Below are 18366 nucleotides of genomic sequence, written 5' to 3' on the forward strand. Positions count from 1 at the left end.
AACGGCAGCTATCAGGCTGCCCAGGCGGGGTGCTTTCAATTGGCTGTTGGTGTGGGCCTTGAGGCATTTCTGAACGGACGCCCTGTGCGGGAACCACGCGATGCAGATGCTGGAAAACGAAGTTCGCGACAAGCCCGGTGCGACCGCCAGTGGTCTGGCAGTGCCATTGCGTGAGTTCAACCTGCTGCGGTGGTTTTCGGTCATCAGCCTGTTGATCATCACCGCCGTGGCGGGTGGGCTGGGCTATGTGTCAACGCGTTTCGTGGTACGCGACAGCGTGCAGCGCGATGCGATGCTTACCGCGCAGTTCATTCAGGCCATGGCCCAGGCCGAGGTACGCCATTCGCAGTTGCCGCCAGGCACCACCATGGGGGAGCTGCTCGACCCGCGTCTGGACCTGCAGCACCTGCAGTTCACCCCCGCACTGGCCGAATCGACCCGGGTCGAGTTCCTGGACCATGTCGAGCACCTGCCAGATACCTTGTTGGCCAATGTCTACGCCCGCGACCGCACCATCGTCTGGTCCACCAACGTCGAGCTGATCGGCAAGCGGATAGAAGCCGATGGCGACCTCGACCGTGCCTTCCGGTCGCGCAAGGCGGTGTCGGCCAGCTATCACAAGGCCGAGGAAGATCGGGAAGAACAGAAGTTTCAGCGTGAACCGCGCTACCTGTTCATCGAGAACTACATTCCGCTGTTCGACAGCCAGGGCGAGCAGGTTTTGGCCATGGTGGAAATCTACAAGGAGCCGCAGGACCTGGTACGGCGTATCCAGCGTGGTTATGTGCTGATCTGGGCCTCGACCTTGGTGGGCGGGGCGCTCATCTACTTCGGGCTGTTCTGGATCGTGCGCCGGGCCGCGCAGATGCTGCACCTGCAACAGGACCGGCTGGTGGCCAGCGAAACCTATGTGGCGCTGGGCGAAATGTCGTCGGCGGTAGCCCACAGCTTGCGCAACCCGCTGGCCAACATCCGTTCAAGCGCCGAGCTGGCCCAGGAAACCGCCAACGTTGCCGCGCAGAAGAACATCACCGACATCATCAGCCAGGTCGACCGTATGTCGCGCTGGGTGCGCGACTTGCTGGTGTCGTTGCGCCCGGCCAGCGACGAACCCGAAGCCGTGGACCTGGTGGCCGCCATCGAGGACACCCACCTGGCCTTCGCCCAGCAGATCGAGCGAAACGGCGTGCGCTTCCATTTCGAAGGGCCTGACATGCAGTGGGTGGCCAGCCAGCCGTTGCAGCTGACGCAAATTCTCAACAGCCTGTTTTCCAATGCCCTGGAGGCCATGCCCTCCGGCGGTATGCTCAATGCCCAGGTCAATGTGCAGGAAGGCCTGCGTGCCGAGTTCGTGCTCACCGACACGGGCAAGGGCATGAGCCAACAGCAGGAACGGATGGTATTCAAACCGTTCTTCACGACCAAACAGGGTGGACTCGGTGTAGGCCTGGCCCTGGTCAAACGCATCATGGAACGTTTTGGCGGCTCGGTCAGCCTGAGCAGCCGCGAAGAGGAAGGAACCCGCGTCAGCCTTACATTCAATATCGCAGCGGGAGGGGACCATGGAGCACAGCATCCTGGTAGTCGAGGATGATGAAATTCTCGCCGACAACATTCGCACCTACCTCAGCCTCAAGGGCTACGAGGTCACCGTATGCCACAGCGCGGAGCTGGCGCTGGAGCAGATCAAGCGGGCCCGGCCCGACGCGGTGCTGACCGACAACTCGCTGCCGGGCATGAGCGGGCACGACCTGCTGCGGACCTTGGTGGCACAGGTGCCGGACCTGAAAGTGATCATGATGACGGGCTACGGCAATGTCGAAGACGCCGTGCAGGCGATGAAGGAGGGCGCTTTTCATTACCTGAGCAAGCCCGTGGTACTGGCCGAACTCAAACTGACGCTGGACAAGGCCCTGGCTGCCGAGCGCATGGAACGCACGCTGTCGTTCTATCAGGAGCGCGAGGCGCAGAAGTCCGGGTTGCAGGCGTTGATCGGCGAGTCGCCAACGATGCTTACCCTCAAGCACACCCTGCGCCAGGTGCTGGATGCCGAACGGCGTATGGCCAGTGACGACCTGCCACCTGTGCTCGTCGAAGGCGAGACCGGCACCGGCAAGGAACTGGTGGCCCGCGCGCTGCATTTTGATGGCACGCGCAGCAAGGGACCGTTCATCGAGTTCAATTGTGCCTCGATCCCCGCCAACCTGCTGGAGGCCGAACTGTTCGGCCACGAGAAGGGCGCATTCACCGACGCCAAGGAGCGCCGGGTAGGCTTGGTGGAGGCTGCCGATGGCGGCACGTTGTTCCTTGACGAGATCGGCGAGATGGACCTGGTGCTGCAGGCCAAGCTGCTCAAGCTGCTGGAGGACCGCAGCATTCGCCGGATTGGTGCGGTGAAGGAGCGCAAGGTTGACCTGCGGGTGATCAGCGCCACCAACTGCAACCTGGAGCAGATGGTGCAGCAGGGCAAGTTCCGCCGCGATCTGTTCTTCCGCCTGCGCATCATTGCCTTGAAGGTTCCGCGCCTGTATGCCCGCGGGCAGGACATTCTGCTGCTGGCCAGGCATTTCCTGGCCCATCATGGCCGGCGTTACGGCAAGCCGAACCTGCGTTTTTCCGCCGAGGCCGAGAGCCTGATGCTGGGCTACAGTTGGCCAGGCAATGTGCGCGAACTGCGCAACATGCTGGAACAGACCGTGCTGCTGGCTCCGAACGAGGTGGTGCAGGCGCACCAGTTGAACCTGTGCATGACCCTGATTGACGAGCCACTGGTAGCTCAGCAGGCGCCGGCAATGTTCGAAATGCCGCGGCACGAGCCGGAGCCGGGCACCAGCCTACCCGACATGGAGCGCGACCTGGTGTGCAAGACCCTGGACCGTACGGACTGGAACGTGACCAAGTCGGCGCGGATGCTGGGGCTGTCGCGGGACATGCTGCGTTACCGGATCGAAAAACTGGGGCTGACCCGGCCAGACAAGCGTCAGTGGTGAACATCGACGCTATCGGTGCCGGTCCGTCAGGGTTGCCAATGCGGGTTTCGCGTTGGCAACCCAATCACACGACAGTCACACCACCAGCGACAACAACATGATGAAGATGATGCCGACCACCGAGAGAATGGTCTCCATCATGCTCCAGGTCTTGAAGGTTTCCGCCACGGTCATGTTGAAGTATTGCTTCACCAGCCAGAAACCGGCGTCGTTCACATGCGACAGGATCAGCGAGCCGGCACCGGTGGCCAGTACCAGCAGCTCACGGTTAACCCCCGGCACCAGGTCGATCACCGGCGCAACGATGCCCGCACCGGTAATGGTGGCAACCGTGGCGGAGCCGGTAGCGATGCGGATCACCGCAGCGACCAGCCAGGCCAGCATGATGGGTGAAATTTCCGCCTGCACGGCCATCTGCCCGATCACGTTGCCCACGCCGGTGTCCACCAGCATTTGCTTGAAGCCACCGCCAGCACCCACGATCAGCACGATGGCTGCAGTGGGGGCCAGGCTCTGGTCAAGCATCTTCATGATCTGCTGGCGGTTGAAGCCGCGAGCCGAACCAAAGGTGTAGAAGGCCAGCAGCAGGGCCGCGAGCAGGGCGGTGATGGGGTGGCCGATCAGGTCCATCCACTGGCGTACGATATGCTCGGCCGGCAGTACCACGTCGGCGAAGGTTTTCAGCAGCATCAGCGCCACCGGCAGCAGCACGGTGATGAGGGTGATGCTGAAGCTTGGCAGGTTGCCCTGGTCGGACTCCTTCGCGATCTGGTCCATCAGTTCCTGCGACGGGTTGCCCGGGATGTAGCGGGAAATGAAGTTACCAAACAGCGGGCCGGCGATGATCGCCGTGGGCAACGCCACGATCAGGCCGTAGAAGATGGTTTTGCCGATATCGGCGTGGAAGATGCCGATCGCCAGCAGCGGGCCTGGGTGCGGCGGGACGAGGCCGTGCACCACCGAAAGGCCGGCCAGCAGCGGAATGCCGATTTTCACCAGCGACACCCCGGAGCGGCGGGCGACGATGAATACCAGAGGAATCAGCAACACGAAGCCGATTTCGAAGAACAGCGGAATGCCCACCAGGAATGCGGCGAACATCATGGCCCAGTGCACGTTCTTCTTGCCGAAGGCGCGGATGAGGGTTTGCGCGATCTGGTCGGCGCCCCCGGAGTCGGCCATCAGCTTGCCGAGCATGGTGCCTAGGGCAAGCACGATACCGACAAAGCCCAACACGCCGCCAAAACCGTCCTGGAACGATTTCATGACCTTGGCCACCGGCATGCCGGAGGTCAGGCCCAGGAAGCCGGCCGCGAGGGTAAGGGCGACGAAGGGGTGCACTTTGAAGTGGGTGATCAGCAGGATCAGCCCGACGATGGTAACCAGCGCGTCGAGCAGCAGGAAGGTATCAGTAGCCAGTCCGAACATGGTTTGAAGGCCTCGGTCTTATCGTTGTTTTGGGCGTAGCTTTTTGGAACTTTGCCCGCGTTTGCGGGCTGGGGTAGCGCTGTCTTTGGTGAGCCGGAAAACCGCCAGGGTCAGGCGGTTTGCGCCAGCCCCTGCTCACCGCAGCGCTTTAGCCAGCGGTCCACCGCTTCGGCAAGCGCTTCGATGGGTTGGGTGGCGTCCAGCGCCAGCGTCAGTGGCTCGCCGCGTGGCGATTCCAAGGCAGCGAACTGGCTGTCGATAAGGCTGGCTGGCATGAAGTGCCCAGGGCGGGCCAGGACGCGTTTTTCCGCCTCGGCAGGTGACAGTTCGAGGAACACGAACAGCAGCCCGGGCATGGCATCGCGCAGGGTGTCGCGGTAGCGGCGCTTGAGTGCCGAGCAGGTCAGGATCGGACGCTCTCCAGCCTGGGTGGTGGCCTGCAATTCCTGGCCAAGGCGCACCAGCCAGCCGGCACGGTCGCCGTCGTCAAGAGGGATGCCAGCGCTCATCTTGCGGATGTTTTCGGCAGGGTGGAAAGCGTCGCCTTCGATCAGGCGGCCGCCGCTTCTGGCGGCAATGGCAGCGCCGATGCAGCTTTTGCCGCAACCGGCCACGCCCATCACCACGATGGCGGACAGGGGAGAATTCATCAGTACCTCCTGCGGGGTGAGATAGCGCTGTCTCGTCATCGACGAACAGCCACCTCCCCGGTGTTATTGGTCTTGTCCTTACGCAGTATGGACGCCTGGTGGCGAGCGCGTGGTGGCTGCTACCAAAGATTACATTGCCTGCGTCCTGAGACAGCGCTACCTTAGTGGCCGTTCCCTCTCCTTGCAAGTAGTAAAATTACAACATCCATGTCCCGCACCGGCTCCCGTACTACAGGTCGTCCTACCCTGGCAGAAGTTGCCAGGCTTTCCGGGGTTTCCCCGATTACCGCCTCGCGCGCCCTGCGCGGGGTCAGCACGGTTGCGCCGCAACTGGTGGAAAAGGTTGTCGCCGCAGCGGCCAGCCTTGGCTATGTGGCCAACCCGGCGGCCCGGGCGCTGGCCTCGGCGCGTAGCCAGTCGGTGGTGGTGTTGATCCCGTCACTGTCCAACCAGCTGTTCATCGATACCCTGGAGGCCATTCACGAGGTCATGCGCCCGCGTGGGCTCGAGGTGCTGATCGGCAACTATCACTACGACCTTGCCGAAGAAGAGAACCTGATCCGCAACTACCTCGCCTACCAGCCCTGCGGCATGCTGCTGACCGGTTTCGAGCGCAGCGATGCTGCGCGCCAGATGCTGGCCGCCAGTGGCGTGCCTTGTGTGCACATGATGGAGCTCAATGGCGAACCTGGGGCACTGTCGGTAGGTTTCTCGCAGCAGCAGGCCGGGCGTGCTGCTGCCAGGCACCTGATCGAGCGCGGGCGCAAGCGCCTGGCATTCATTGCCGCGCAGCTCGACCCGCGCGTGATGCAACGGGCAGAAGGTTTCCGCCAGGCGTTGGCCGAGGCCGGTTTGCAGGCAACCGAGCTGGAGGTACTGGCGCCGGAACCTTCGTCGATTGCCCTGGGCAGTGCACTGTTTAGCCAACTGATGCAACAGGCGCCGGATGTCGACGGTATCTTCTTCTGTAACGACGACCTGGCCCAGGGCGCGGTGCTGCAGGCCTTGCGCCAGGGGGTGGAGGTCCCTCGCCAGGTGGCAATGGTCGGGTTCAACGATTTGCCGGCCTCGGCGCACATGGTGCCGCGGCTGACTTCGATTCGCACGCCGCGGGCTGCCGTGGGGCGTGGGGCGGCGCAGGCGCTGCTGGCGTTGCTCGATGGCAAGCGGGTGCCGAACGCGCAGCAGGACTTGGGCTTTGAGTTGATGGTCCGGGAAAGCTCCTGAACTTCGAGGCCTGCGCGGTGAACGTGTAGACGCCCTCGGCAATGAAAATGTAGTAATTACAAAGTGATAGCATTGTGCTTGCATGCTAATGATGGCGATCTATGCTCATGAAACCGCGCATAAAGGAGCCCGGCGTCATGTTCGATTTCCACCGTAAGTCCGATTTGGTCGAGATCCAGCGCAGCCACCAGGCTTTGGCCACCGCACAGGCCAAACTCGCCGCTATCAGCCGCTCCATGGCGATGATCGAATTCGCCCCCGATGGCACCATTCTCGATGCCAACGAGCGTTTTTGCCAGGCCATGGGTTACAGCGTTGACGAGCTGCGTGGCAAGCACCACCGGCTGTTCTGTGAGCCAGACTACGCAAAAAGTGCCGAATACCAGCAACTGTGGCGTGAACTGGGGCAGGGCAAGGCTATCAGCGGCACCTTCGAGCGCCTCGACAAGGCCGGGCGCGAGGTCTGGCTGGAGGCCAGCTATATGCCGGTGCTGGACGAGCAGCGTCAGGTCACCAGCGTGATCAAGGTGGCAGCCGACATCAGCCAGCGGGTGGTGCAGGAGCATGAAAGCGAGAACCTGCTCAAGGCCATCAGCCGCTCCATGGCGGTGATCGAGTTCACCCCCCAAGGCCGGGTGATCAAGGCCAACCAGAACTTCCTCGACACCATGGGCTATCGCCTGGAGGAGGTGGTCGGTCGACATCACGGTCTGTTCTGCCTGCCGCACGAACGCGAGTCGGGCGAGTACCGCGAATTCTGGGCATCGCTTAACCGCGGCGAATACCATTCGCACCGTTTCGAGCGTATCAACAAGCATGGCCAGATGGTCTATCTGGAGGCCTCCTACAACCCCATCTTCGATAGCAAGGGCCGCTTGCACAAGGTCGTGAAGTTCGCCAGTGACATTACCCGCCAGGTCTGCACCCAGCAGCACGCCGCTGATGCCGCCCATGCCAGTTCCATGCAGACCGACGCCTGCGCGCGCAAGGGTACCGAAGTCGTGCAACAGGCAGTGCAGGTGATCGAGCAGATTTCCCAGGAGCTTAACGACGCCGCGCGCAGCATCGACGCGGTAAGCAGGCAATCGGATGTGATCGGGCAGATCGTGCTGACCATTCGCGGCATCGCCGACCAGACCAACCTGCTGGCCCTGAATGCAGCGATCGAAGCCGCCCGTGCTGGCGAGCACGGGCGAGGCTTTGCGGTGGTGGCCGACGAGGTGCGCAACCTGGCGGCGCGAACCAGCAAGGCCACCCTGGAAATTGTCGATGTGGTGCGGCAAAACCACGACCTGTCGCTACTGGCCGTTGCCAGCATGCAGTCAAGCCTGAACCGCACGGGTCACGGCGTTGCGTTGGCCAACGAAGCGGGTACGGTGATCATGGAGATTCAGCAAGGCTCACGGCATGTGGTAGATGCCATCAGCCAGATCAGTTCGACGCTGCAATTGCATTGAGCGCATCGCGCATTTCGTCAAGCAGGGCCTGCAGGCTGGTTTGCAGCAGTGCGCGCTGCTCGACCGTCGGCAGCCCCTGTGCGTGCGCTTGTTCGATGGCTTCGCAGTCCGTGACCACGGTGCGCACCCTGATCATCTTGGCGCCGCCCTTGATGCGATGTGCAAGGGCGCGCACCGCCTCATCAGAGGCGTTTGCTGCCAGGGCGCGCAACGCGGCCAAGTCTTCAGCGACGCTTACCGAAAGTTGTTCGAGCAAATGCCGCGTCAGCTGTTCGTCGTCCTGGGTCAGGTGGCGTAATTCAGCCAGATCGAACCCGCTACGGCGAGTTGTCGGTGTTTTTTGTTGCTGAGGGCGGACCTGGGGCAGATGGGTCTTTAGCGTCCGTAGGCCGATCGGTTTGAACAGGCATTCGTCCATGCCGCTGGCCAGGCAGCGGGCGCGCTCCTCGGCCTGGGCATTGGCGGTCACGCCGACAATCCTGCATGCTGGCAGGCCGCGTTCACCCTCCAGGATGCGAATGCGCCGGGTGAGTTCGTGGCCGTCCATGACCGGCATGCTGCAATCGGTAATCACCAGGTCGAAGCGCGCTGCCTGCCAGCGAGCCAAGGCGATTTCGCCATTTTCCGCCAGGGTCACGCGGTGCCCCAGGGTATGCAGTTGCCGCTCCAGCAACAGCAGGTTGGCAGGGTAGTCATCGACCACCAGGATGTTTAGCGGGCCACTGCTGCTCTCATGTGCCGGCAGGTCCTGTTCGACCTGTACCGGTGCTGCGCAGGTGGGCAGTTGCAGGTCGACTTGCACCCGGGTGCCGACGCCTTCCACGCTCTGCAGGGTCAGGGCGCCGCCCATCAATTCGGCAAGGGTACGGCTGATGACCAACCCCAGGCCCGCACCTTGGCGGGCCCTTGGGCCATCGGCCTGCACGAATGCATTGAACAACCGGGCCTGGTCGGCGGGGCTGATGCCGATACCGGTGTCGCGTACATTCAGCTCGATTGCCAGAGTGCCGTGGCCGGCAACTTTGGGTAGCAGCAGGCTTGCCTGCACGTCTCCACGGTCGGTGAACTTGATGGCGTTACTGATCAGGTTGGACAGAATTTGCTTGCATCGCAGCGGGTCAGCCAGCACCCACACCGGTTCTGTCGGCAGTTCGCTGTGCAGGTGCAGGCCTTTGGCCCGTGCATTGCCTTCGAACACCCGCAGCGTGGCGCGCACCAGTTCTACCAGATCGGTGGGCACTGGCTGCAGGCTGATGTGCCCGGATTCGATCCGGGAAATGTCGAGAATATCGCCAATCAGCTCAAGCAGGCCGATTGCCGAATCGTAGGCGGTCTGCAAGGTCTGGGTGTCACATCGGCCACCACGGCTGTCCTCCAATGCCAGTTCCAGCAGGCCGATCACGGCATTCATCGGGGTACGGATTTCGTGGCTCATGGTGGCCAGGAACGTGCTTTTGGTCTGGCTGGCCTGTTCGGCGTCGTCCTTGGCTTGGCGCAGTTGCTCAAGCAACCCACGGCTCAGCGCCAACTGCGCCTGCAACGCGTGCTGGGCCTCGGTGCGCTGGTTGATCAGTTTACGCAGGTAGCTGTTCCAGAAAATGACGCCGGCCAGTAGCAGGGCCGACAGCACCAGCACCTGCAAGGCCAAGGTACGGTAGTCGCGCCAGGGGCTGTCGCTGACCAGAGTACTGGTACGCCAGCGGTTAATCAGCTGGTCGAGCTCTTCGGGCGGAATGCTCATCAGCGCCTTGTCGAGAATGGCCTGAAGCTGGGGTTGGTCGGCGGCGATGGCGAAGGCGGCAACGGCCGGTTCGTCGTCGAGCACGTTGGCGATGCGCAGGCGGTCCTTGAACACATGACTGATGTAGTAGGCAGCATTGATATGGCTGCTAAGGGCAACGTCGGCGGCACCGTTGGCCACGGCCTCCATCTGACTGAGTGGATTGTCCACTTCGATTATCTTGGCCTGCGGGTAGCGCTGTTGCAGCAGGGCTCGTTGCGGTGAGCCACGTACCAAGGCGATGCGCTTGCCGTTCAGGGCCTTGGCTTGTGCAGGTGATTCGACGTCGCTGCGGGTGACGAGCACGCGCGGGCTGACCAGATAGGGGCGGGTGAAGCGCAGTTGCTTCAAACGGTCAGCGCCATAGCCCAGTGCCCCGATCATTTGTGCTTCACCGCGGGCCAGACGGTCCACCATCGCCTGTGCTGAAGCACTTTCGACGGGTGAGAACTGCAGCCCCGTGCGCAGTGAGATCTGCTTGAGCAGGTCGAGGGTAATGCCACTGGGGCGATGCTGAGCGTCGTTGAATGTCAAAGGGGCCAGCGAGGTATTGACCAGCACGCTGACGGTGGGGTTGGCGGCGATCCAGGCCTCTTCTTCCACGCTCAAGGCTGTCAGGTGGCGCTGCAGCAGCAGGCTGGTGTTACCACTGCTCCAGCGACGCAGGATGTTCAGCCGTTCGCTTTCGCTGATGCGCGCCAGCGCCTTGTCGACCAGCCGATGCAAACGTGGGTTGTCATCGGCCAGGGCAAAGGCAAAGGTGCCAGGGGCAACCTGGCAGAAATGGTCGATCTTGAGCGTGCCCTGGTAACTCCTGCCAATCAGGAAGTCGGTGCTGATGGCATCGCCCAGATAGGCATCCGCCTCGCCCAGTTCGACAGCCGCCAGCCCGGCCTGGGTCGAGCGGTAAAGGCTCAGCTGCGCTTTGGGGTACAGCGTTCGAACGGCAGCGGCGGGCAGGTAATGATCGACCATGGCCAAGCGCAGGCCGGCGAGGTCAGGCGTGCCCTTCAGGCTGTGCCCCTTGCGGGTGACGATGACCGGCAGGTCGTCAGCGTAGGGGGTGCTGAGGCTGAGCTGGGCGTCCGCCGCCTCGAAGGCATTGGAACTGCCCAGCAGGTCGATGCTGCCCTCGCGCAAGGCCGTGATCGCTTCGTGTCGGCTGTCATAGCGCCGCACTTCGACGGAAATGCCCAATTGCTCGGCGATAATCCCTGCGTAATCGGCGCTAAGGCCTTCATACTCCTGCTGACTGACGTTGATTTCAAAGGGCGGATAGTCGGGTCGCGAGCTGCCCAGCACCAGGTACTGGCGTCGCTGTAGCCATTGCCGGTCCTCGCTGGATAGCGACAGGGGGGCGGCGGCACTGGCCGAGCGGGCCAGCAGCTGGCGCGGTTCGCTACTGGCCAACAAGTCGGCTGAGCCAAGCACGCCGATAGCCAGAAAGACGCTCGCCAGCAGGCGCTTCATGGTTTGCAAACGCTCAATAGACGCTGTTGCGTTTGGCCAGGTCGACCATTTCAACCAGTGATTCAGTCTTGAGTTTTTCCATGATGCGGCCCCGATAGGTGCTGATGGTCTTGGCACTGAGGTTCATGCAAGTGCCGATATTCTTGTTGTTCTCGCCGCGCGCCAGGCGGCGCAGTACTTCCATCTCCCGGTTGGAGAGGCTGGCCAGGCGTACGGGCTCGCTTTCCAGCGAATTGCTGTTGACCGACATCTGCGGAAAGGTCGAATAACCTTTGGTCAGGGCCTTGAGGGCAAACAACAGCGCTTCGTGGTCTTCTTCCTTGGTGACGAAAGCGCCGATGCCGGCATCCAGGCAGCGTCGCACATACAGGTCGGTGGCCTGGCCGGTCAATACCATGATCTTCGGAACCGGCTCCAGGCACTGCAGGCGCTTGATGACTTCCATGCCGTCCAGCCCAGGCAGGCCGATATCGAGAATGACCACGTCCGGGCGCAGTTCGCGGGCCACCTGCGCCACTTCACTGCCATTGCCGACTTCGCCGACGACATGGAAGCGCTCGCGCTCGAGCAGTAGGCGCAAGGACAGCCGGACGATAGGGTGGTCGTCGACGATCAGCACGGTTGTCATGGGGAAAACTCCTGTCGGGATGTGGTCCGCTTCCTGGATCACTCAGGAATACGTCTGCAAGTGGGTTAATCGGAAGCGCTGCAAGATACGACCAATCCCGAAGTTTGGTAATGCCGAGTATAGAAGTGTTGAAATTACCCGCACTTGTTGTTGAAAAATCCTACAAAAAGCAGGAAAGACATCACCCTGTCAAAGCGGTGATGCCGGTTTTCGCCGGTCGGTCAGACGCAGGCCGCATGCGGTTTGTTTACGCGCTGGGTCGAGGCGGGGTTGTTGGCCAACGCCCGGTCGACCCGCGTCGGACGGGCCACCAGTTGGCCGGAGCAGTTCGGGCAACGGCCCTGGAAGCGGCTTTCGGCGCAGGTGCGGCAGAAGGTGCATTCGAAGGAGCAGATCAACGCGTTGGGGCTGTCGCCCGGCAGGTCGGTATCGCAGCACTCGCAGTTGGGGCGTAATTCCAGCATGGGCGTAACTCCTGTTCGCAGGCGGGAACCCGGAGTCTGCTACGCCCGTGGCTAGGCTGGCAATGCTCAGTCGGCAGGGCGATACAGGTGGGCGTGCCCGGCACGGTACAAGGCCGACTCGGCGAATGGCGTATCCCCTAGCACATGGCCAACCAGGATCAGTGCCGTACGCCGGAAATCTTTGGCCGCCACGCGTTCGACGATATCGCCGAGGTTGCCGCGCACCCAGTCCTGGTCGGGCCAGGTGGCACGATGCACCACTGCTACCTGGCAGTGCGCGCCGTAGTGTGGCAGCAGTTCTTCGACAATGCGCGAGAGGTGCTTGACCCCCAGGTGAATTGCCAGGGTGCTGCCATGGCGCGCCAGGTCACCCAGCTGTTCGCCCGGCGGCATGGGCGAGCTGTCGCCATAGCGGGTGAGGATCACCGTTTGTGCCACCTGTGGCAGGGTCAGTTCGCAGCCGAGCAGTGCGGCGCTGGCTGCCGTGGCGGTGACCCCGGGGATGATCTGGTAATCGATGCCAAGCGCCTGCAAGTGGCGGATTTGCTCGCCGATGGCACCGTACAGACTGGGGTCGCCACTGTGTACACGGGCCACATCCTGACCCTGTTCGTGGGCGTTGCGCATGGCGCTGATAATCTGTTCCAGATGCAGTCCGGCGCTGTTGATCACGGTCTCGGCGTGGTGACCTTCGAGCACGGCGGCGGGTACCAGTGAGCCGGCATAGATGATCACCGGGCATTGGCGAATCAGCCGTTGTCCCTTGACCGTGATCAGTTCCGGGTCGCCGGGACCGGCACCGATGAAATAGACCGTCATGGAAAGTCCTTGCAGGAAAGAAGGGGAAGTGCTCAGCAGGCCAGGGCCAGGGTTGCCGGGCCCAGTACCTGGCGAGCCAGCAGCAACCTGGCCGTGCCAAGCTGCTGGCCCGCCAGGGCCAGTGCTGCACTCTCGGCCACCCCCCAGCAGCCACTGTGGGCATGGGCGGCGGCGGAACGGTGGCTTAGCAGGGGTTCGTAAGGTTGCAGTTGCACGCTATGGTACAGCACCAAGGGCAAACCGAGGCGATCGGCCAGTTGTAACAAGCCAGGTTCGTCGGCCTTCAGGCTGATGCTGGCGATGCCGCGCAGGTCGGCCAATACCAGGCCCTGGTTCTCCAGGGCCTGGTGCAGCAGGCTTTGCAAGGTATCCACCGGGCAACCCCGGCGGCAGCCGAAGCCGGCGTAGTAGGCAGGCATCAGGCCTGGCTGGAGCGGCGGAAAAGCCAGGCGCTGAGCAGGCCCAAGGCCAGCCAGAAGGCGGCGTTGGTCAGCCAGGAGGCCACTTTGAACTGGGTTTCCAGGGCTTCGGGGGCCAGGCTTTCATGTACTTCAGGTTGTGGTGCGCCGATCACATGGGGGATTACCAGCAGCACGGCGCCCAACGCCTTCAGCAGCCAGTGGCGAGCGAACACCAGCAAAGCCAGGCCCAGAGCGGTGGCACTGGCTGTGCCGATCCACCAGGCCTGGCGTTGTCCCAGGTCGGCGGCTGCAGTACCGGGCAGTTCGGGTGGCAGGCCCAGGGTCGGGGCGAGACAGAACACGGCGAAGCCGGCCAGCCCCCACAATGCACCCGTGCCGGCGCGCGTCGGTGCGCGCAGGCTGTACAGGGCGGCGAGGATCAGGGCAAAGCCGACTGCGACTACCAGATTGCCACCCGTGGTAGAGAGCACGCGCTGCCAGCCGTCTTCCGGCGACCAGGCTTCGGCGCTGTGCTCATGGGCAGGTACGTCGCCGCCATGCTCGTGGTGGGCGGCAGGGACCGAGGACTCGTAGGTTTCCGCCTCAAGAATCAGCGGGGCGACCCAGAAGCTTTGCAGCAGGGTCAGCAACAGGGCCGCAAGCAGCCCGCTGAAGCCCGCGGTACGGGCAATGCGCATGATCATCAGGCGTACTCAGTGGCAGGGGAAGGCGGCGCTGTGGCGGGTGTCGTGGGCGGCGTTGTGCACGGCCTCGATGTGCGAGAAGCCGGCAAAGTACACCAGGCACAGGCCCAGCAGGCTGGCGCCGACGGCGATGACGACGCGCTGGCTGAGGGTGACAGGAGTGGCAAGGCTGTGTTGCTTGGCGCTGGTGACGGGCATGACGCGTTCCTCTGCTTTTTGTGGGCAATGGGCAAGCGCGGCAGCCCCGAGCGTGGTCGCCCAGGGGAATGCAACAGCGCCCGCCCACCGCGGGGTGTTCATGAACGCCAGGCCGGTCTCCGGGCTTGCGAGGAAGAGCAGGGCTCCTGGAAAGCGTCACCTTCCCATGCCGCACTACAAGGCACAGTGGTACAGACGCTTCGCTCGCTTACCGTTGCGGGGGCAGCACCGGCCTTGTCCGGCCCTGCTGGAGGGCCTGCAACGCACCGGTTTCCCGTTTCACCCCCCAAGGGGGCACCTGAACGTGAGGCATAAGGAGAGCATGGGGCGGGCTTGCCGTCAATGCCAGCTTGGTGTACCCGTACCCACCCTCTGAAGGCGCAAGTGTTCGGGCCACTGTGCCCTTCATGCGCTTTCGCGGGCAATCAACTCGCACGCCAACAGGTTCAGCCGCTGTACCTCACCGTCACACGCCAGCACACCCAGGTGCTGCAGCACCCGCAACGCTGCCACTTCGCCAATTTCCCGGGAGGGCGGGCGCAGGGTGGTGAGGCTGGGCAACAGCATGTCGGCAAAGGGGTAGTCGCCAAAGCCGACAATGGCCATGTCTTCAGGCAGGCGCAAACCGGCGCGCTGGCCGGCCAACAGGGCGCCGGCCGCCAGGTTGTCATTGGCGAAGATGATCGCCTCGGGCCGTGGATTGCGGCGGATCAATGCTTCCATGGCTTGCTTGCCCGCCTCGAACGGCGCGCAGTCGGCCGAGGGCACGAACACCCAGGGCTCCAGCCCGGCCTCACCCAGCGCCTCGATATAGCCGTCGCGCCGTTCCAGCGCACTCAGGTCGCCGGCTGCACTGTTTTGCACGAACGCGATGCGCCGGTGGCCTTTGTCCAGCAGGTATCGGCAGGCCTGTACACCCACCTGGTGATGAAGGAAACCCACCTGCAAGGGCGCCCGTTCCGGGCGGTAATCCCAGATTTCCACCACCGGCACATCGGCGTCGGCCAGCATCTTTTCCGTGGCCGGGCTGTGGAAATGGCTGGTCACCACCAACGCCGCCGGCGACCAGCCAAGAAACGCCCGCACTGCGCTTTCTTCCTGCGCTTCGCTGAAATAACTGGACGCCAGCAGCAACTGGTAGCCATGCCTGCTGAGGGTATCGCTGAAGGCCTGGATGGTCTGGGCGAAGATCGGCCCGGAAATGTTCGGGATCACCATGCCCACGATGCGCCCGCGAGCCGAGGCCAACCCCCCGGCGACCAAATTGGGGACATAGCCCAGCGCCTGTACAGCGGCCTCGATACGTTCACGCAACGGCGGTGAAACCTGGTCGGGCTGGTTGAAGTAGCGCGACACGCTGATGGCTGAAACCTCAGCAGCCCGCGCCACCTCGGCGAGGGTGACACGGCCTGCGCTTCGACGCTTGCGGGGGGGATCCTTGGCCTGGCTCACCGGGCTGCCTCCTGTGGAAATGGCGCGATGGTAGCGCTAACGGATGAACGATTGGCAAATAGCTTAATTGCATATAAATCTGACTTTTAAGTATTTGACGTGCTAATCGACGGGCTCTGATACTTGCTCATGTTAGCGCTAACAAGCGCTGCTGTTGGCAAGCGCCTGCCACTCGCACGAGCGAGACCAGACAACCACAGCAATTCCGTGTCGGCCCCTACAGGTGGGGCCTGTTCTGGTTTCCCGAGGCAGTGAGCACCATGCAGAAAAGCCGTACACCATTCCCCGCTACGCAACGCCGGCCGCTGGCCGCTGCCATCCTGTTGGCCGCTTTCGGTCAGGGCGCCCAGGCAGCCGAACCGGCTCAAGCAGGTGCCCCGCAGGCTACGGCATTGGGCGCCGTGACCGTGACCGCCACACGCCGCGAAGCCACGCTGCAGGAAGTGCCGGTGGCGGTGTCGGTGATCGATGGCGAGCAACTGGAGCGCGACAACCGCAACAACGTTGCCAGCATCGTCCAGCAGGTGCCTACCCTCAATTACCGCGCCGGTGCCTCGAACAAGGACACCTCGCTGTTCATCCGTGGCGTGGGTACCATTTCCACCTCCCCGGGCGTCGAGCCAACCGTGGCCACGGTGGTCGATGGTGTGGTATTCGGCCGCCCGGGCCAGTCGACTCTGGACTTGCTCGACCTGGAGCGTATCGAGGTACTGCGCGGGCCGCAGGGCACGCTGTTTGGCAAGAACGCCTCGGCTGGTGTGCTCAACGTGGTCAGCAAGGCCATACCCGAACAGACCCAGGGGTATGTGGACTATTCGCACTTTGGCGGTGGCGACGAGAACCGCCTGCGTTTTGGTATTGGCGGGCGCCTGAGCGAGCAATTCAAGGGCTCGTTGAGCACCTTGTGGGGCGACTACGATGGCAATGTCGAGAACGTTGCCAATGGCCACGACGTCAATGGTTACGAGCGAAAAGGCGCCCGCGGCAAGCTGGAGTTCGAGCCCAACGAAGACCTGCGCCTGACCCTGATCGCCGACTACATGAAAGGCGAAGACACCCTGCCCAGCGGTGTGATCACCAGCGCCAGTGCCGCGTTCGCCAGCCAGTTGCGTCCGGTGGCGCCCAGTGCCCACAACCGCGACATCAACAGCGACTTCAAGACCCACGTCGAGGACGAGAACCAAGGGCTGTCGGCGCAACTGGATTGGCAGCTGGGCGACTACACCCTGACGTCGATCAGCGCCTGGCGGGGCTGGGACAACACCCAGTACCAGGACGGCGACCGCCGTGCGCTGCTGCCGCTGACCGCGTCCCATGACAAGGGCACGGTGGACTATGACCAGTACAGCCAGGAGTTTCGTCTGACCTCGCCCAAAGGGCAGTTCAACGAATATGTGCTGGGCGCCTTCTACATGCATGGCACGTCCAACGAGACCTATCAGCGGCTGTCGGTCAATGGCGGTGTCGCCAACAGTGGCCGTGCCGACTACTCCACCACCAACGACAGTGTTGCGCTGTTTGGCGAGAACACCTTCAACTTCACCGACGACTTCCGAGCCATATTCGGCCTGCGCTGGACCCACGACGACCTCGAGTATGACCACCGCCGTGTCTCCACCTCGGCCACCGCTGTGACCGGCATCCAGCCCTCGACCGCAAGCGCTGGCTCGGTGGACGAGGACGGCTGGAGCGGTCGGACCGGCCTGCAATACGACTTCAACGACAACCTGACCGGCTACGTCACCTATTCGCGCGGCTACAAAGGCCCGGCCTACAACGTGTTCTTCAACATGCAGCCGCGCGACACCGAGGCGCTCGAACCCGAGACCTCCGATGCCTACGAAATCGGCCTGAAAAGCACCGCGCTGGACAATCGCCTGACCGCCAACCTGGCCGTATTCCACACCGACTACGACAACTACCAGGCCAACTTCTACGACACCGTGGCCAACCAGGTGGTGACCCGCTTGGTCAACGCCGGCAAGGTCAAGACCCAGGGTGTGGAGCTGGATGCCAGCTTCCAGGCCACGTCTCGCCTGAAGCTGTCGACAGCCGTGGCCTACACCAAGGCCCGTGTCGACCACTTCAATTGCCCTGCGGGTGCTGCCGCCAACTGCAACATCGATGGCGGTCGCCTGCCGTTCACGCCGGACTGGAAGACTTACCTGCGCGCCGATTATGTGATCCCGCTGGACAACGGTCTGGATGTGGAACTGAGCAGCGATTACAGCTGGCAGGACGCGGTGCAGTTCAGCCTCGATCAGAACCCGGACACCGTGCAGGGCGCCTATGGAATCTGGAACGCCAGCATTGCCCTGGCCGACTACAACGACGGCTGGCGCGTGGCGCTGCTGGGCAAGAACCTGGGCGACAAGTCGTATGCGCAGATGCTGGCCAGTGGCGGCGACTACATCTACCGCTCGGTACCGCGGGATGATGGGCGCTACTTCGGCGTGCAGCTGCGCAAGGATTTCTGAGTAGCGATACCTGTGGCTAGTACCGGCCTCATCGCCGGCAAGCCAGCTCCCACAGGTACAGCGCATGCCTCAAGAATTGCGCGGTCCCTGTGGGAGCTGGCTTGCCGGCGATGGGGCGCCACGCGGCCCCCAAAAAACATTAAAAGGTAACAAAAAAACCCCCCCCAAAAAAAACGGGGGCGTCCACAAGGGCCCCCCGGCCCAAATTGGCCCCCCGGGCC

Annotated in this window: 14 protein-coding genes, 2 pseudogenes and 1 riboswitch; of the genes and pseudogenes, 6 read left to right on the plus strand and 10 right to left on the minus strand. The window is 63.0% G+C overall.

Going from position 1 to position 18366, the window contains the following annotated elements; translation table 11 throughout:
* The first annotated feature begins 100 nt into the window (after nucleotides 1–100).
* Entirely contained in the window at nucleotides 101–1594 is a 1494-nt protein-coding gene (locus QQL85_RS21595) for a sensor histidine kinase (protein ID WP_284356060.1), read from the plus strand.
* The gene (locus QQL85_RS21600; protein WP_284356059.1) at nucleotides 1563–2990 is read left to right on the plus strand and encodes a sigma-54-dependent transcriptional regulator; all 1428 of its coding nucleotides are present in this window, start codon (nucleotides 1563–1565) and stop codon (nucleotides 2988–2990) included. The genes QQL85_RS21595 and QQL85_RS21600 overlap by 32 nt, the downstream gene beginning before the upstream one ends.
* Nucleotides 2991–3065: 75 nt before the next feature.
* Here the strand turns inward: QQL85_RS21600 and QQL85_RS21605 are convergent, their stop codons facing one another.
* Together QQL85_RS21605 and QQL85_RS21610 are read right to left on the minus strand one after the other, a co-directional pair.
* The gene (locus tag QQL85_RS21605; protein WP_028698893.1) at nucleotides 3066–4418 is read right to left on the minus strand and encodes a GntP family permease; all 1353 of its coding nucleotides are present in this window, start codon (nucleotides 4416–4418) and stop codon (nucleotides 3066–3068) included.
* Nucleotides 4419–4528: 110 nt separating this feature from the next.
* Nucleotides 4529–5068 carry a gluconokinase gene (locus tag QQL85_RS21610; RefSeq protein WP_284356058.1) on the minus strand — a complete coding sequence of 180 codons (540 nt, stop codon included), beginning with the start codon at nucleotides 5066–5068 and terminating at the stop codon, nucleotides 4529–4531.
* 207 nt (nucleotides 5069–5275) lie between these two features.
* On the opposite strand from QQL85_RS21610, the gene QQL85_RS21615 reads away from it, so the two are divergent.
* The 3 genes and pseudogenes from QQL85_RS21615 to QQL85_RS26845 form a co-directional block, all read left to right on the plus strand.
* Entirely contained in the window at nucleotides 5276–6295 is a 1020-nt protein-coding gene (locus tag QQL85_RS21615; RefSeq protein WP_284356057.1) for a LacI family DNA-binding transcriptional regulator, read from the plus strand.
* Between the two features lie 137 nt (nucleotides 6296–6432).
* Nucleotides 6433–7215 (plus strand): annotated as a pseudogene (locus QQL85_RS26840) (PAS domain-containing protein); the annotation flags it as partial.
* 105 nt (nucleotides 7216–7320) lie between these two features.
* Nucleotides 7321–7752: pseudogene (locus QQL85_RS26845) on the plus strand (methyl-accepting chemotaxis protein); the annotation flags it as partial.
* Here QQL85_RS26845 and QQL85_RS21625 read toward each other — a convergent pair.
* The 8 genes from QQL85_RS21625 to QQL85_RS21660 form a co-directional block, all read right to left on the minus strand.
* The gene (locus tag QQL85_RS21625) at nucleotides 7727–11002 is read right to left on the minus strand and encodes a transporter substrate-binding domain-containing protein (RefSeq protein WP_284356055.1); all 3276 of its coding nucleotides are present in this window, start codon (nucleotides 11000–11002) and stop codon (nucleotides 7727–7729) included. The pseudogene QQL85_RS26845 and the gene QQL85_RS21625 sit on opposite strands and share 26 nt — an antisense overlap.
* A 13-nt stretch (nucleotides 11003–11015) precedes the next feature.
* Nucleotides 11016–11630, minus strand: a complete 615-nt coding sequence (locus QQL85_RS21630; RefSeq protein WP_284356054.1) for a response regulator transcription factor — start codon at nucleotides 11628–11630, stop codon at nucleotides 11016–11018.
* A gap of 221 nt (nucleotides 11631–11851) precedes the next feature.
* Nucleotides 11852–12094: a DUF1272 domain-containing protein gene (locus tag QQL85_RS21635; RefSeq protein ID WP_284356053.1), complete on the minus strand. Its 243-nt coding sequence runs from the start codon at nucleotides 12092–12094 to the stop codon at nucleotides 11852–11854.
* Nucleotides 12095–12160: 66 nt separating this feature from the next.
* Nucleotides 12161–12913 (minus strand): precorrin-4 C(11)-methyltransferase, encoded by a 753-nt coding sequence (cobM, locus tag QQL85_RS21640; RefSeq protein WP_284356052.1) that lies wholly within the window; start codon nucleotides 12911–12913, stop codon nucleotides 12161–12163.
* A 32-nt stretch (nucleotides 12914–12945) separates the two neighbouring features.
* Nucleotides 12946–13332: a cobalamin biosynthesis protein gene (locus QQL85_RS21645; RefSeq protein WP_284356051.1), complete on the minus strand. Its 387-nt coding sequence runs from the start codon at nucleotides 13330–13332 to the stop codon at nucleotides 12946–12948.
* A complete protein-coding gene (locus QQL85_RS21650) occupies nucleotides 13332–14018 on the minus strand; it encodes a CbtA family protein (protein WP_284356050.1) in 687 nt (228 codons plus the stop codon). The genes QQL85_RS21645 and QQL85_RS21650 overlap by 1 nt, the downstream gene beginning before the upstream one ends.
* 9 nt (nucleotides 14019–14027) lie before the next feature.
* Nucleotides 14028–14216 (minus strand): CbtB domain-containing protein, encoded by a 189-nt coding sequence (locus QQL85_RS21655; RefSeq protein ID WP_012272173.1) that lies wholly within the window; start codon nucleotides 14214–14216, stop codon nucleotides 14028–14030.
* A 93-nt stretch (nucleotides 14217–14309) separates the two neighbouring features.
* Nucleotides 14310–14533: riboswitch (cobalamin riboswitch) on the minus strand.
* Nucleotides 14534–14621: 88 nt separating this feature from the next.
* Nucleotides 14622–15668: a LacI family DNA-binding transcriptional regulator gene (locus QQL85_RS21660; protein ID WP_284356049.1), complete on the minus strand. Its 1047-nt coding sequence runs from the start codon at nucleotides 15666–15668 to the stop codon at nucleotides 14622–14624.
* Between the two features lie 260 nt (nucleotides 15669–15928).
* Between QQL85_RS21660 and QQL85_RS21665 the strand changes: the two genes are divergently transcribed.
* Nucleotides 15929–18145 carry a TonB-dependent receptor gene (locus tag QQL85_RS21665; protein WP_284356048.1) on the plus strand — a complete coding sequence of 739 codons (2217 nt, stop codon included), beginning with the start codon at nucleotides 15929–15931 and terminating at the stop codon, nucleotides 18143–18145.
* Nucleotides 18146–18366: the final 221 nt, after the last annotated feature.

Origin of the sequence: Pseudomonas putida (assembly GCF_030159595.1) — a bacterium.
Taxonomy (GTDB): domain Bacteria; phylum Pseudomonadota; class Gammaproteobacteria; order Pseudomonadales; family Pseudomonadaceae; genus Aquipseudomonas; species Aquipseudomonas putida_AC.